Genomic DNA, 15220 nt, shown 5'->3' with positions numbered 1-15220 from the left:
CTACCACTTGTCGTATATACTCGAATTATAGACAAAACTCGTTACAATAAAATAACGCTAAAAAACGAGAACCTATAATGAAAACAAAGCTCACCCTTTTAAGCTCTGCGCTTATTGTCAGCGTAGCTAGCACCACAGTTTACGCTAAAGAGTCGCTACAATTTAACGATGTGTTTGATTTTAAATCAGCCAAAGCAACACAACTTTCTGAAGATGGCCGTATTTTATCGCTCAGTGCAACCCCGTATCGTGGTGATGCCACTGGCCAAGTATACTTATTAAGCGGTAATAGCTTAATTGCAGAAGTACCGCGTGGTACCAAGCCTGTTATTAATAAAGCTGCTAACTGGGTCGCATTTACCCAAGTACCCACGTTACTAGAACAAGAAACCACGAAGAAAAAAGATGCTCTAAAAAACAACCTGGTACTGGTAAATACCCAAACAGGCGAGCAACAAAGTTTTAGTAATGTAAAAGACTATAAGTTATCAAACGATGGAACTTGGCTTGCCTATCGCTTAGATCAAAAAGCAGCTAAAGGCGATGATGAAAAAGCCGAGGATGAAAGTGCCAGCACTCATGCTAATAAAAACGATAGCGCCATCACACCAGACAAAGATGATAAAACCTATCCGCTGGTTATTGTAAATTTAAGCAATAAACGCAGCCACACAATTGCAGATGTATTTAACTACAGTATTAGCGCAACTAATCAGCAACTATTAGTTAGCCAGAGTTACAGCGATGGTAACAACAATCAAATAGCACTGCTTAATTTAAATGACTTTGTAAGCAGCATACTCATAGATGAGCCTGGTGTTGTGGCCAATAAAATAGCCTGGCACCCAACTGAGGCAAGCGTAGCATTTACGTTAGGTAACTATGTTAACGACGACATGCGCCGTCGTAACTACAGCTTACAACTTTGGCAAAATGAGCAGCTAACAACGATTAACTCCCCCAACAAAGATTGGGGAATAGGTAAAACCGCCGCGTTAATATGGTCTGAAAATGGCGAGCGTTTATATTTTGAAAATCGCCCTAAACTAGCCGCTAAAGTAAAAGCTAAAGAGTATAGCGACGAAGCCTCACTATACGACTTTGACACTATACGAGAGCATAAAGGCTTAAAAGTATGGCATAACAACGACGCGCAAATAAAACCGCGTGAACAGCAGCAGTGGAACGAAAAAAACAAAAACCGCCATTACAGCGCGGTGTACCACATAAATTCGCAAAAAGTTACCCAGCTAAGTACTGTGAGCATGCCAGAGGTTGCGCTTAATCCGCAGCGCGATACATCACTGCTTGGTTATACTGATACCCCATACCTTGAGAAAATAATGTATGGCGGCTTTTTTGCTGACTACTTTGCTGTAAATATTAATACAGGTAAACACACTCCCATTGTTAGTAACTACCCGTTTAAACCAAGTTTGGCACCTAATGGCGAGTTTGCCGCCTACTTTAGCGATAACCATATACAGCTAAAAGATTTAAAAAATAATAAAGTCACTACGCTTACACGCGCTATTGGAGCTACTTTTGCTGATGACAAGCACGACTACCCTTCAGCCCAACCAGGTTATGGTTTTGCCGGTTGGAATCAAGATAGCAGCCAACTACTTGCTTACAGTAAGTACGATATTTGGGCGTTTGATGTAAATAGCCAGCAGGCAAAACGTTTAACTAATGGTAAACAAACCAATACTCAATATCGCGTTATTAAACTTGATAAAAGCCAAGTTGGCTTTAAAAAAGACGAAACATTGCTTATATCGGCTATTAACTTACAAACTAAGCAAAGTGAAATAGCCAAGCTTGATTTAACCACCAACACAGTAACTAAAGTGCTCAGTGGTAATAAACGTTTTGATTTAGTTAAAAAAGCAAAAAATGCCGATAAATACCTATTTACTGAGCAAGCGTACCATCAGTTTCCAGACTTTTATCAAACTGACTTTAGTTTCAGTGCTCCGCAACAAGTGACTACACTTAACCCACAAATAAGTAACTTTGCCTGGGGCGAAAAGCCAGAACTCATAAGCTACAAAGGCTTTGATGGCGAAGACTTACAAGGCGTACTAATTAAACCTGCGGGTTACAAAAAAGGCGAAAAAGTACCAGTAATGGTGTATTTTTACCGTTATATGAGCCAGCGCATGTACGACTTTCCTAAAATGGAATTAAACCACCGCCCTAACTTCCCTATGTTTACCTCAAACGGTTACGCGGTATTTTTACCCGACATTCGTTTTGAAATAGGCCACCCAGGTAAATCATCAACGCAAACCATGATCAACGCCACGCAAAAGCTCATTGATTTAGGCATTGCTGATAAAAATAAAATTGGTTTACAAGGTCATTCGTGGGCAGGCTACCAAAGTGCCTTTATGATCACTCAAACCGATATGTTTAAAGCGGTTGTATCGGGTGCTCCCGTGTCTAACATGACCAGCGCCTATAGTGGCATTCGTTTAAAATCGGGCTTAGCGCGTCAGTTTCAGTACGAAACAGGACAAAGCCGCATTGGTAAAAACCTTTTTGAAGCGCCAGAATTATACATAGAAAACTCACCGGTATTTTTTGCCGATAAAGTAAACACTCCTATTTTAATTATGTTTGGCGATAAAGACGACGCTGTACCTTGGCACGAAGGGGTACAGTATTACTTAGCCCTGCGCCGTGCGGGTAAAGATGCCACTTTTTTACAGTATGAAGGCGAACCTCATCACTTGAAAAAGTTTCCTAATCAAGTCGATTTTTCGATTCGTATGATGCAGTACTTTGATCATTACTTAAAAGGCAAACCCGCCGCAAAGTGGATGAAAGAAGGCGAAGCATTTATACAAGAGTAAAAATAAATGATAAAAACCCGATAGATTTAAGTCTATCGGGGTTTTATAATTTATTACTACCCACTTTATAATAAATAGACAATACTGAATTAACTAATAATTATTAAGTCGTTATTTGATGCTACATTTTTGGTATAAAGAATTTCCGCAATACCCTAGAGATCATAAGGATTACTGGCGAACACGCTTAATTGCACATTCTTTATTAATCTGCTGCTGCTACTTTTTAATTTTAACCTTACTAAATGTTTTTTATTTTTCGAGTTACGATATTGCACTTATTGATGCCTTAGGACTTATAGCGTCATTAAGTATTTGTATATGGTTTAATAAAACAGCCCAGGTTAGTAAAGCTGCTTGGGTTGTTGCATTAATGATAGTTAGCTTAATTATGCTCTTTATAGTATCGGCAAAGGGTCATGCTCATTCATTATTTTGGGCAACACTTATTCCGCCTTTTACCTTTTTTTTAGTTGGGCGGAATTGGGGAAGTATATTAAGTAGCATTGCTTTTGGTATTTGTGCCTATCTAGTTTACTTACAGCAACAACTATCAATTACCATAGGTTTATCTGCATTATTTAATTTTATTGAAGTGTCTATTGCGCATGTTTTATTATTTAGGTTTTATGAAAAAACGCGTTTTTCGGCTTACTCTCATCTTTCGAAGCGCAATGCCGAAATAAAACAGCTAGCCGAAACCGATAAGCTCACCGGGCTATATAACAGGCAAAAATTTGATTTTGAATTGTCGCAATTACTGAGTGAAAACAATAATGAGCGAAAATCAAATATAGTGATGATTTGCGACATAGATCACTTTAAAAAAGTAAACGATACTTATGGCCATTTAGCGGGTGATAACGTGCTTAGTGAGTTTGCCAATATTTTACAAAACAAGCTTACAAATAGTGCATTAATTGCACGCTGGGGCGGAGAAGAGTTTACTATTATTCTTCGAGATAGCAGCCTAGATAACGCAATTAACGAAGCTGAAGAGCTCAGAGCGTTTATTGCCACTCATTTAATCGATAATAGAGCGTTAACTATCAGTATTGGTATAGCTAAAGCGCATGTTGACGACACTGCTTTGCATCTTTTAGAGCGCGCCGATAAAGCGCTTTATAAAGCAAAATTACAAGGACGAGATCAGGTCTGTGTTGCTAGCGACAACTTAACCAAAACTCGCTATGAAAACACATTAAGTAAATCCGCTGCTATTTAAAAGTTAGCTCTAAAGTATCAGCGGTTAAACCCAATAAACTAAATTAACCTTGTAACTGCTAACTTATTGTTCCTAAAATATTAAGCATACTGCCCAGCAGCAAAACCGCAGCTCCACGCATACTGAAAATTATAGCCCCCTAGCCAACCGGTTACATCGGTTACTTCGCCAATAAAATATAAGCCTTGTACTTTTTTTGCTTCGAAGGTTTTTGAGCTAAGTTCATCGGTATCTACACCACCTAACGTTACTTCCGCTGTTCTGTAACCTTCTGTGCCATTTGGTTTAATTTGCCATGCATGTATATAGTTAACTAACTCGTCAATTTGGCTATGTGTTAGCTGGTTAATATTACAATCAGGAATTGCTTTCCCCTCATGAAGAACTTCAATAAAACGTTTAGGTAAAATAGTGGCTAAGCTATTTTTTAACGACTTTTGGGATTGCGTTTCACGCCAATCGGCTAGCTGTTGTCTTAAATCTGTTTCGGGTAATAAATTAATAGTTACCGCCTGTCCGGCGCGCCAAAATGAGCTTATTTGTAATATAGCAGGGCCCGATAATCCTCTATGGGTAAATAAAATGTTTTCTTTAAATGCAGTGCCATCTTCACTAGTAACATCGCATAAAATACTTATACCTGAAAGCGCTTCAAAACGTTCTTTATCGTGCTGATGCAAAGTAAATGGTACAAGTGCCGCCATGGTCGGTAATACTTTTAAGCCAAACTGCTCAGCAATTTTATAGCCAATGGGTGTTGCGCCAAGCTTAGGCATAGTTAAGCCACCGGAGGCAATCACTAACGACTCACAATAAAATGTTTCATGCTCGGTTACTACGCTATAACCAGTTTCAGTTTTTGAAACGCTGATTACTTCGTTACGCAACTTTATAGATACCCCCGCCCACTCACACTCAGTAAGTAAAATATCAACAATGTCTTGAGCATTATTATCACAAAAAAGCTGACCTAGTGTTTTGTGGTGGTAGGCTAAACCATGACGATCTACCAGTTCAATAAAGTCATGTTGGGTATAACGACTTAAACATGATTTAACAAAATGAGGGTTGCCACACAAATAATTACTAGGGCTGGCATTTTCGTTGGTGAAGTTACAGCGCCCACCGCCACTAATGAGTATTTTTCGACCTGGCTTTTTGCCCATATCAAGTACTGTAACACTACGGCCACGATATCCTGCTTGCGCTGCACACATTAAGCCTGCTGCTCCCGCACCTATTACTATCACATCTACTTGGGTCATTTATTTATCTCATTAATTTTTTTTGATTATAACAAAATTTATGCACCGGCTGGACATCGAATTGATTATTTTCAATTGCACAACAAATAAAAATAAAAGTATTAATACTCAAATTTAAAACTAGTTACTTATACTTACATTTATAAATATAAAAAGCACAAAGTAACTACAAACCCGCTAATAACAAGGTTATAACCAAATGAAAGAAGCTAATAAGTAATTAATCTTTCAATTAATTTAACAGATCATTTACCTTTGTACCCACTTCGTGGATTTGTGCTACGAAATAATAAATAAAAACTAAGGATAATCATGACAACAGGTAAATCATTTAAAAAGTGTGCAATAGCCTTTACTATCAGCTCACTATTTGCTGCAACATCGAGTATTGCAACTCCTGCACAAGCAATTGCACCATCAATGGCAGAAACAACAGCTAAATTACAAAATCAAACTGGTTTTGAAACACAATTCATTATTAAATATAAAAATAACACTAATGATTTAGCTAGCTTTGCAGCTACAGACACAGATGTAAGCCAATCAAATATGCAAAATAAAGCGCAGAGCTTTGTTAAAAATTACACCTCTAAAAAAGGCAAAGTAAAAGCGAAGTATATTCGTGCCATGGCACTTAATAATCACCATGTAATGCGTGCAAGTAAAAAGCTAAATGCACAAGAAGCACAGCAATTTATGCAAGAAATGCTTGAATCTGGCAATGTTGAATACATTGAAGTCGATCAAATGCTGCAACCATTTGCAACGCCTAATGATCCACGATTTGACGACCAATGGCATTATTATGAACAAGCTGGCGGCTTAAACTTACCTACAGCGTGGGATACAGCCACTGGTAGCGGTGTTGTTGTTGCTGTACTCGATACAGGCTATCGCCCTCATGTTGATTTAAACGCTAATATTTTACCCGGTTACGATATGATCTCGAATTTATCGGTGGCTAATGATGGCAATGGTCGCGATAGCGATGCCCGCGATCCGGGCGATGCGGTTGCTGCCAATGAATGTGGTACTAACGGTGCACAAAACTCTAGCTGGCACGGCACACATGTAGCGGGTACTGTTGCTGCAGTTACTAATAATGGTGAGGGTGTTGCTGGGGTTGCTTACGGCGCCAAAGTAGTGCCTGTACGTGTACTAGGTAAGTGCGGTGGTTTAACCTCTGATATTGCTGATGGTATTATTTGGGCTTCTGGTGGCAATGTATCTGGGCTACCGGCAAATGCCAATCCTGCAGATGTAATAAATATGAGCTTAGGGGGTAGTGGCTCATGTAGCTCTACAACACAAAGTGCTATTAACACCGCACGTAATAACGGCACAGTAGTGGTAATTGCTGCTGGTAACGATAACGATAACTCAGCAAACTATAACCCAGGCAACTGTAATGGCGTGGTAAATGTAGCCTCGGTTGGCCGTAATGGCGGTCGTGCTTATTACTCTAATTACGGTAGTAATATTGATGTTGCCGCACCGGGTGGTGCGCAAAGTTTTGCTAACGATTCTGAAGGTGTTTTATCCACTTATAACGCCGGTTCGTCAACCCCTTCTAGTGATAGCTACGGTTTTTCGCAGGGTACATCAATGGCAGCCCCCCATGTTGCTGGCGTAGCGGCACTGATAAAACAAGCAAAGCCGAATGCTACTCCCGATGAAATCGAAAATATTTTAAAAACAACCACCCGCTCGTTCCCAGCCACATGTACTAGCTGTGGTACCGGTATTGTTGATGCAGCAGCTGCCGTAGCTGCTGCAAGTGGTGGCACTGCACCACCACCAAGTGGTAATGAACTTCTTGATGGCGAAACTCAAACCGGTTTAAGCGGCGCAACTAACTCTGAAACATTTTATACAATGACAGTGCCCAGTGGCGCAACTAATGTCACTTTCACTATGAGTGGAGGCACTGGTGATGCCGATTTATACGTGCGCTCTGGCAGTAAGCCAACAACCTCTACCTACGATTGCCGCCCTTACAAAAGTGGTAACAACGAAGAGTGCTCAATCGATAACCCTACATCAGGTACGTATCATGTGATGCTACGAGGTTATTCTGCCTATTCTGGGATCAGCTTAACTGGTAATATTACAGCAGCTTCGGGCGGGGGCTCAGGCACACCTCAAGCTGGTGGTGGCACTGTAAGCGATGTGAGTGCTAATGCAGGTCAATGGAAGCATTACACACTAGACGTGCCAGCAGGTATGGCTACATTTACAGTAACAACAAGCGGTGGCACAGGCGATGCTGATTTGTTTGTTAAGTTTGGCAGTCAGCCCACGACATCGAGTTACGATTGTCGTCCATATAAAAATGGTAATGCCGAAACCTGTACTTTCTCAAGCCCACAAGCGGGTACGTGGCACTTAAGTGTTAACGCGTATAAAACCTTCTCGGGCTTAACAATTAGCGGGCAATATCAGCCTTAATAAGCAATAATTGCAAAAAGCCGATGTTGCATCAACATCGGCTTTTGTATTTTCAAATCGCTAATTTATTCTATAGCTTTTCTAAAACAGCAGCAGCACGACTAACCACAAATTCTTTTTCTTGCTCTACAAATAAACCGGTTACTACACTATTTTCCACGATCATTGCGTAACGCTTTGAACGCACACCGCCAAACCCTGCCGTATTCATATCAAGGCCTAATGCTTTGGTAAAGCTCGCATCGCCGTCTGCCAGCATGGCTATTTCTTGTGTATTTTGTGATGCCCCCCATGCTTTCATAACAAACGCATCGTTTACCGATACACAATAAATTGCATCAACGCCCTTTGCTTTTATTTTATCTGCCAGAGTAATAAACTCAGGTAAGTGTGCATTTGAACAGGTAGGTGTAAACGCACCGGGGACTGCAAACAATACAACTTTTTTATCTGCAAATAATTCACTGTTAGTCAGTGTTTGCATACCATCGTCGGTTAACTGACTTAGCGTAACCGAGGGAATAGTTTGACCTTGTACAATCATTATAAATCCTTCATTTTATAAAATAAAACCAGCATACAGCTTAGCACATAGAATTTAGAGCATGATATAAGATGAGCGCTAAAGCTAATTTATTACAACCCCAGGCCCCCTTTAATCGAATGAATTTGTTGTTGTAGCTGATGTCGTATATCATCCACCAACGAGCTCGACTCACTTACTTGCCCCTTCATTTCAGCCATTGACTGACTAAAGTTATCTAATAAATTGCTTTGCTGCTTAGCAAGCTTCATCGCCTCAAACGCTACTTTATTAGCATTTTTTGCATTACTTGCCACCGCTTCCGAATTTAACTTAAGTTCTTGGGCATTTTGCGTTTGCGATTGAGCACCTTGGGTTAATGCTGTTATTTGCGTAGCAACTAGCCGTGAGTTTTCACTCAGTATGGTGAGCTGCCCATTTATCTCGCTCAGCGAGCCTTGCGTTTGCAGTGCCAATTGCCTAACTTCATCAGCCACTACTGCAAAGCCGCGACCATGCTCACCTGCCCTAGCTGATTCTATTGCTGCATTTAGCGCAAGTAAGTTGGTTTGATCTGCAATATTACGTATTACTTCTATAATTTTACTTACGCCTTCAACACCATTAAGTAGCTCTTGTAAGCTTTGTATACTGCGTTCAACCCGTGCCTGTGTATCGGCACTCGCACTTAACATACTTTGCGCAAATCCTAAGCTTTGTTCCATGGCACTAAAGGTACTTTGTGCGTTATCAGCTACTTGTGTATTAATATCATTAACTTGCTCTCCAATCTGCTGAATATCGGTTAGTAAATACTGATTCTGTTCCACTTGCCCATAACTCGTAGTAGTTTGTTGCTCAATCGTCTGTAAGTGTTTACTCATTTGCTGCATAAAAGCATTCACTACTTTTAGCATTTGTGCTCGCTCTTGTGCTTCTATGCGCTGGCGTTCAATTAGCTGATTAAAGTATTGGGCTATTTCCCCAACTTCAGTTTTTGGGTTATTACTGACAATATTTTTAAACTCATTCGTTTCAATTAAAAATGCAAACCCGTCGCGCAACCGTCGAAGAGGATTAAGTACCAGATTACGCTGAACAATATAAACACCGCCAGCAAGTATAACTAGCCCACTAATAGCAACACAAAACACCCAAAATACTTGCTGCTTTAAATTATCTTGTTGTGTTTTTAGTGCTTGCTCTGCATTTATCACTGTTTTAGATAAATTACTAAGCTGCGTGCGCAATTCATCGGCCCCCGTCTGTCGTTGTTGTGCCTGAGTTAATGTACTGGTTAAATCCCGAGGATAGCGATTTGGCCAACTACTTAATTCTGATTTAATATCAGTAGCTAAATCTTCACTTTGCTCGTCAATAAATAAACTATACTCATCTACTTTATCCATCACACCTAAGTTTGGTAGCTGCTCTATTTTTGCTGCTAATACATTTAAATTTTTCACGCTTTGTTGCAAACTCTGCTCTACACTCTGCTGATAATCTAGCACCAGTTGATAACTAAATAATGATAAGTTAATCACTTCACTATAATACTCATTGGCCAATTTATAATAACTAAGCGTGTTGTGACTATTATCCGAAGCTGAGCGCGCATAATTAATTAACGAGGATGCCGAACCAGCCATTTGCCTTAGCGCATTATCAAGTAAAGCCGTTTCGTTACCAGAGAGCTTACCCAAGGCTCTATATTTACCGTTTATATCATTATTTAGAGTAATTAACTGCTCAGTAAGTTGTGATTTAAGAGCTGCTGGTAATAGCGTTAACTGTTTTTGCTCTACTTGCGAGATTAAACTTGAGGCTTGTGTTAAGTATTGGCTATCGCCTTGTGCTAAGTAATTACTTAGATAGCTCGCTAGATCAACCATAATCGTATTTTTAAGCTGTCTATATGCACTGTCTTGCTGCTCTAGTTTTAGTAAAGTTTGACTGGCCCAAAGTAGAGTCATAGCTAATAAAACACTCGCGAGAGTTAACAAAACAGCCAGTAAGCGGGTAAATGTAGAGGCGCGCATAAATAAATCCCTAAAATCATATGCGCGTAGAATATTGACTATTTATGACAGTTTAATGGCAAATACGACTAATCGTATTAAATTCATGAGCTGTCAAAGCAACAACAAGAATGTTAACCCAAATAAAAACAATGAGTTATTTTTTGTGGCTATTCCTAGATTCCTTTAACTTCAGCACCTATAGAGTCGGCTATAAGTTCATTTCAACACAATAAGTAAGTTAATAAGTAAAAAGGGTTATGTTTTTAATAAGGTTGGCGTTTGTGTTAAAAGGGGGGGATTACAATACTAAAATAGTGCTGTGTTATTTAAAATTATTTATAAAAATATAGGCATAAAAAAACCACGTATAAAACGTGGTTTAATCGTATTTATTGTAAAATTAAAGACCTGCGCGCTCTTTAATTATCGCAATTAAGGGCGATCCTGAATGACCGTTCGATTCAGCCCATGATATATCAGCACCATCTTCTAGCGAGCTTTTAGATAAGTTTTTTACTATATATTCACCGCTGTCTAATGCATTACTTGCCACTGCATGACGCAATAAATTATTGCCGTTACAAAATACTGCATCGTATATATTACGAACTTTCACTCGTGAGCTTTTAAGCTTACTACGTAAACGATTTTTATCATCCGCTGCAATATACTCACAGATAGAAATCGCTAACTGATCATCTGCTTGTGCAGGGGCAGTATATACAAACGAACCGGCTGCAAGCGCAGTAATAACAACTAGCTTTGATAACTTAATCATGGAAAACCCTTTTTATAATACTTTATTCCTATTGGATTAGTTAATATTGTACCAATATGCTCAGTATTTCGCAATAATGTTAAGAGTTTTTATATAAAGTTACAAACTTATGACTATATTGATTTTTTTCATCCGCAGCCATTTGTATTTCATCTTTAACCTGCCAGGTTGCCACTTTTTCGTAATCAGGAAACTGAGTGTCACCTTCAACATCTAAGTCTATAAAGGTTAAATAAAGTCTTTGTGCACTTTCTAAAAATTGTTGATAAATATTTCCACCACCAATGATCATCACCTCTTCCACATCAGCAACTAAATTTAACGCGGCCTCTGGCGTTGTAACAACTTCTATTCCAGTTGCTTGATACTGGCTATTACGGGTAATAATAATATTACGACGCCCAGGTAAAGGCCGTCCAATAGACTCAAATGTTTTGCGCCCCATAATCACAGGTTTACCTGTGGTTACTTTTTTAAAATGCTGTAAGTCTCCAGGTAAATGCCAAGGCATTGTATTATTAAGGCCAATTACACGGTTATTTGCCATTGCAGCAATCATTGAAATTATCACACTAATTATCCAGTATTTATTATTAAACAAAGAAAAAGGAGCATAAGCTCCTTTTATATGTAATTAATTATAATTAACGCTCGTACACAACTTCTACGTCGTAATCATCTTCATTCCACTCATCCCAATCATCATCATCGTCGCTCTTTTTAGCAGCTTTTTGATGATAGGTGTCCCACTTAAACTCAACCTCTTCGTCTGTAGTTTCAACGAATTTCTCTTTTGGCATGCTTTCAAGCAATGTCATTACGTCATGAATTAGTGGTTGAGTATTTGATTTATTAATAGCAGAAATACTGTAAATATTTTCAGTTTCGCCTAGCTCTTGTGCAATTTTTTCACATAAAGCTTTTGCTTCGTCAGCTGGTAATAAATCTATTTTATTAAATACCAACCAGCGCGGTTTTTCTGCTAATTTAGGGCTGTACTGATGTAACTCATTAACAATCGCAAATGCATTATCAACTGGATTTGAGCCATCAACTGGCATTACATCAATAATATGCAGTAATATTCTACAGCGCTCTAGGTGTTTCAAAAATTGAATACCTAAACCAGCACCATCCGATGCGCCTTCAATTAAGCCTGGTATATCAGCGATAACAAATGATTTATTAGCTTCAGGACGTACCACACCTAAATTTGGAATAAGCGTCGTAAATGGGTAATCTGCTACTTTTGGTTTTGCTGCCGATACACTACGGATAAAGGTAGACTTACCTGCATTTGGCAAACCTAATAAGCCTACATCTGCTAGTAACAATAACTCTAGTTTAAGGTTGCGTACTTCGCCTTCTGTCCCTAAGGTTTTTTGACGCGGAGCACGGTTTGTACTTGATTTAAAACGCGCATTTCCTAAGCCATGGAAACCGCCTTTTGCCACCAAAATCTTTTGGCCATGTTGGGTTAAATCCCCTAATCCCTCTTGCGTATCAACGTCCATAATACGTGTACCTACAGGCACCATAATAATTAAATCGTCAGACTTTTTACCAGTACAGTTACGGCTGCGGCCATTAGTACCGCGATCTGCTCTATGGAAGCGTTCAAATTGGTAATCAATTAAGGTATTTAAGTTTTCATCCGCTTGTAGATAAACACTACCACCGTCACCACCGTCACCACCGTCAGGCCCACCTTCTGGGATATATTTTTCACGACGGAAAGACACGATACCGGCGCCACCGTCTCCAGCTTCTACGCGAATTTCTACTTCATCTACAAACTTCATGATTACTCACTTTAGGGATTGGCTTGTTAATAACACTATTATATACCCAAGCCAACTTAATACCAATTGGCATAAATATTTGAACCATTTTACGAATTAGATCGCTCTATAACTTCGTTAAAGAGCCCGCTACTTAAACCCATAGGTATAATTGCAGGCTTGGGTATATATTGTAAAATAATGAAAACAAAAAACCCCGCAAAGGCGGGGTTTTTTAACTATCTTACTGATTACTCAGTTACGATAGTTACGTATTTACGGTTTAAAGGACCTTTTTGTTCAAACTGAACTTTACCATCTGCTTTTGCGAAGATAGTGTGGTCTTTACCGATACCTACGTTTGTACCAGGGTGGAAACGAGTTCCACGCTGACGAACAATGATGCTACCCGCTAGAACTGATTCGCCACCAAAACGCTTAACACCTAGGCGTTTGCTTTCTGAATCGCGACCGTTACGAGTACTACCAGCTGCTTTTTTATGTGCCATTTCTAAGTACCTCTAATTAAGCGCTAATGCCAGTGATTTTAACTTCTGTGAACCATTGACGATGGCCCATTTGCTTACGAGAATGCTTACGGCGTCTAAATTTAACAACCTTAATCTTCTCACCGCGACCATGTGAAACAACCTCAGCTGTTATCTTACCACCGTTTACGAACGGTACACCAATCTCGATTTTCTCACCATCAGCAACTAAAAGTACTGAATCAAATTCTACTGCTGCACCAGTTTCAACGTCTAATTTTTCAAGACGAATCGTTTGACCTTCAGTCACACGATGCTGTTTACCACCACTTTGGAAAACCGCGTACATAATTAACTCCGTCTGTGCGCCCTCAAATCGACGCAACTAAAATATTCTTCGATAGGGCGCGAAGTTTACGCTACGGCGTAATAACTAGCAAGCCTATTTTGTAATTAAAATGAATAAAAAGTAGCTGCATTGAGAGCAATTCAATATTTCCCCTATTTTATATTAAATAGCCCTTTTGCCAAGCGCTTTTTCACGATTAGTGAAAATAATTTGCCTTAGCTAAACACACACTACAACGGATAATAAATAAACATAAATTACAGCACACTTTGTACGCTAATTAATCAGCTATCTCTCGTATTTAAGTGCTAATTAGCGATGTTAACCGTGTTTTTTCAGGGAATCGTCACAAAATATCGAGCTAGTGCTTTTTTTGTTGTACAATCTGCGCCGTTCACACATAAAAATTGGCTCGGAGATCAATGGATATAAAAGCTATCCAGGCGTTAATCGAAAACGATATGAATGACGTCAATCAACTTATACATGCGCAAATGCGCTCAGATGTGGCGTTAGTTAACCAACTTGGCTTGTATATTGTAAACAGTGGCGGCAAGCGCGTGCGCCCAATGTTGGCAATACTAGCGGCCAGAGCATTGGGTTATCAGGGTAAAGATCATATTACACTTGCAACTATTGTTGAGTTTATTCATACCGCAACACTATTACATGATGATGTTGTTGATGAATCTAACTTACGCCGAGGCACGCCTACAGCAAATGCTGAGTTTGGTAATGCTGCCAGCGTATTAGTGGGCGACTTTATTTACACTCGTTCATTTCAGCTTATGGTTGGCCTTGGTAAAATGCAGGTAATGCAAGTGCTTGCAGATGCAACTAACATTATTGCTGAAGGTGAAGTATTACAGTTAATGAACTGTAATGACCCCGACACCACTGAAGCGAGTTATATGCAGGTTATTTATTCTAAAACCGCTAAGCTATTTGAAGCCGCGACAGGCCTTGCGGCCATTATTACTGAGCAAAACCAAGCCACGCTTGATGCGCTTAACCTATACGGCATGCATTTAGGTACTGCGTTTCAGCTCGTTGATGACGTACTTGATTACAACGCAGATGCAGATCAATTAGGTAAAAATATTGGTGATGATTTAGCCGAAGGGAAACCAACTCTGCCGCTTATTTATGCAATGCAACATGGTAATGAGCAGCAAACACAGCTGATCCGTGACGCTATAGAGCACAGTAATGGCATGGATCATCTTGAAGAAATTTTAGCGGCACTTAAACAAACCAATGCGCTTGAATTTACGATGCAAAAGGCCGAACTTGAAGCCGACAAAGCCATTGCTTGCTTAGACTTTTTAGCTGAGTCTGAATATAAACAAGCACTTGTGAGCCTTGCCCGTATTGCAGTTGATCGCGATCACTAACTTTACTGCCTTTATGTGTAGCTAACCTGGGTGCAGGTTAGCTAAATTCCGAGCAATAAAAAAGCCTGCAAACGCAGGCTTTTTTGTCAC

Annotated in this window: 12 protein-coding genes; 4 read left to right on the top strand and 8 right to left on the bottom strand. The window is 39.6% G+C overall.

Annotation, left to right across the window (positions count from 1 at the left end; translation table 11 throughout):
• Nucleotides 1–77: 77 nt before the first annotated feature.
• A complete protein-coding gene (locus tag H5079_RS08390; RefSeq protein ID WP_182683893.1) occupies nucleotides 78–2858 on the top strand; it encodes a S9 family peptidase in 2781 nt (926 codons plus the stop codon).
• 118 nt (nucleotides 2859–2976) lie between these two features.
• Nucleotides 2977–4083, top strand: a complete 1107-nt coding sequence (locus H5079_RS08385; protein ID WP_182683892.1) for a GGDEF domain-containing protein — start codon at nucleotides 2977–2979, stop codon at nucleotides 4081–4083.
• Nucleotides 4084–4163: 80 nt separating this feature from the next.
• Here H5079_RS08385 and H5079_RS08380 read toward each other — a convergent pair whose 3' ends face one another.
• Nucleotides 4164–5348 carry an NAD(P)/FAD-dependent oxidoreductase gene (locus H5079_RS08380; protein WP_011329295.1) on the bottom strand — a complete coding sequence of 395 codons (1185 nt, stop codon included), beginning with the start codon at nucleotides 5346–5348 and terminating at the stop codon, nucleotides 4164–4166.
• 312 nt (nucleotides 5349–5660) lie between these two features.
• Here H5079_RS08380 and H5079_RS08375 point away from each other — a divergent pair, with 312 nt between their 5' ends.
• Nucleotides 5661–7796, top strand: a complete 2136-nt coding sequence (locus tag H5079_RS08375; RefSeq protein WP_011329296.1) for a S8 family peptidase — start codon at nucleotides 5661–5663, stop codon at nucleotides 7794–7796.
• A gap of 70 nt (nucleotides 7797–7866) precedes the next feature.
• On the opposite strand, the gene H5079_RS08370 is transcribed toward H5079_RS08375, so the two are convergent.
• The 7 genes from H5079_RS08370 to rplU all read right to left on the bottom strand — a co-directional run bounded on the left by H5079_RS08370 (nucleotide 7867) and on the right by rplU (nucleotide 13736).
• Complete coding sequence (locus H5079_RS08370; RefSeq protein WP_179806929.1) at nucleotides 7867–8340, bottom strand: peroxiredoxin; 474 nt, start codon at nucleotides 8338–8340, stop codon at nucleotides 7867–7869.
• Between the two features lie 92 nt (nucleotides 8341–8432).
• Entirely contained in the window at nucleotides 8433–10358 is a 1926-nt protein-coding gene (locus tag H5079_RS08365; RefSeq protein ID WP_182683891.1) for a methyl-accepting chemotaxis protein, read from the bottom strand.
• Nucleotides 10359–10740: 382 nt separating this feature from the next.
• Entirely contained in the window at nucleotides 10741–11118 is a 378-nt protein-coding gene (locus tag H5079_RS08360) for a DUF3718 domain-containing protein (protein ID WP_182683890.1), read from the bottom strand.
• 79 nt (nucleotides 11119–11197) lie between these two features.
• Complete coding sequence (folA, locus tag H5079_RS08355) at nucleotides 11198–11689, bottom strand: type 3 dihydrofolate reductase (RefSeq protein WP_182683889.1); 492 nt, start codon at nucleotides 11687–11689, stop codon at nucleotides 11198–11200.
• Nucleotides 11690–11762: 73 nt separating this feature from the next.
• Nucleotides 11763–12920, bottom strand: coding sequence for an Obg family GTPase CgtA (gene cgtA / locus H5079_RS08350; RefSeq protein ID WP_011329301.1), 1158 nt, complete (start codon nucleotides 12918–12920; stop codon nucleotides 11763–11765).
• 230 nt (nucleotides 12921–13150) lie between these two features.
• Nucleotides 13151–13408, bottom strand: coding sequence for a 50S ribosomal protein L27 (gene rpmA, locus H5079_RS08345; RefSeq protein WP_002957747.1), 258 nt, complete (start codon nucleotides 13406–13408; stop codon nucleotides 13151–13153).
• A gap of 16 nt (nucleotides 13409–13424) precedes the next feature.
• Nucleotides 13425–13736 carry a 50S ribosomal protein L21 gene (rplU, locus tag H5079_RS08340; RefSeq protein WP_006794538.1) on the bottom strand — a complete coding sequence of 104 codons (312 nt, stop codon included), beginning with the start codon at nucleotides 13734–13736 and terminating at the stop codon, nucleotides 13425–13427.
• 422 nt (nucleotides 13737–14158) lie between these two features.
• On the opposite strand from rplU, the gene ispB reads away from it, so the two are divergent.
• Nucleotides 14159–15130, top strand: coding sequence for an octaprenyl diphosphate synthase (ispB, locus tag H5079_RS08335; RefSeq protein ID WP_011329302.1), 972 nt, complete (start codon nucleotides 14159–14161; stop codon nucleotides 15128–15130).
• Nucleotides 15131–15220 lie beyond the last annotated feature (90 nt).

The sequence above is a fragment of the Pseudoalteromonas sp. SG44-5 genome, assembly GCF_014164175.1.
GTDB classification, from domain to species: Bacteria; Pseudomonadota; Gammaproteobacteria; order Enterobacterales; family Alteromonadaceae; genus Pseudoalteromonas; species Pseudoalteromonas nigrifaciens.
Note: the sequence above shows the minus strand (reverse complement) of the source record. Positions and strands in the feature narration are given on the sequence as shown.

Coding starts and splice junctions, on each gene's coding strand:
- cgtA (WP_011329301.1), bottom strand. CDS start 12,920: ATGAAGTTTGTAGATGAAGTAGAAATTCGCGTAGAAGCTGGAGACGGT.
- H5079_RS08385 (WP_182683892.1), top strand. CDS start 2,977: ATGCTACATTTTTGGTATAAAGAATTTCCGCAATACCCTAGAGATCAT.
- rpmA (WP_002957747.1), bottom strand. CDS start 13,408: ATGGCACATAAAAAAGCAGCTGGTAGTACTCGTAACGGTCGCGATTCA.
- H5079_RS08370 (WP_179806929.1), bottom strand. CDS start 8,340: ATGATTGTACAAGGTCAAACTATTCCCTCGGTTACGCTAAGTCAGTTA.
- H5079_RS08380 (WP_011329295.1), bottom strand. CDS start 5,348: ATGACCCAAGTAGATGTGATAGTAATAGGTGCGGGAGCAGCAGGCTTA.
- ispB (WP_011329302.1), top strand. CDS start 14,159: ATGGATATAAAAGCTATCCAGGCGTTAATCGAAAACGATATGAATGAC.
- H5079_RS08375 (WP_011329296.1), top strand. CDS start 5,661: ATGACAACAGGTAAATCATTTAAAAAGTGTGCAATAGCCTTTACTATC.
- H5079_RS08365 (WP_182683891.1), bottom strand. CDS start 10,358: ATGCGCGCCTCTACATTTACCCGCTTACTGGCTGTTTTGTTAACTCTC.
- H5079_RS08360 (WP_182683890.1), bottom strand. CDS start 11,118: ATGATTAAGTTATCAAAGCTAGTTGTTATTACTGCGCTTGCAGCCGGT.
- H5079_RS08390 (WP_182683893.1), top strand. CDS start 78: ATGAAAACAAAGCTCACCCTTTTAAGCTCTGCGCTTATTGTCAGCGTA.
- rplU (WP_006794538.1), bottom strand. CDS start 13,736: ATGTACGCGGTTTTCCAAAGTGGTGGTAAACAGCATCGTGTGACTGAA.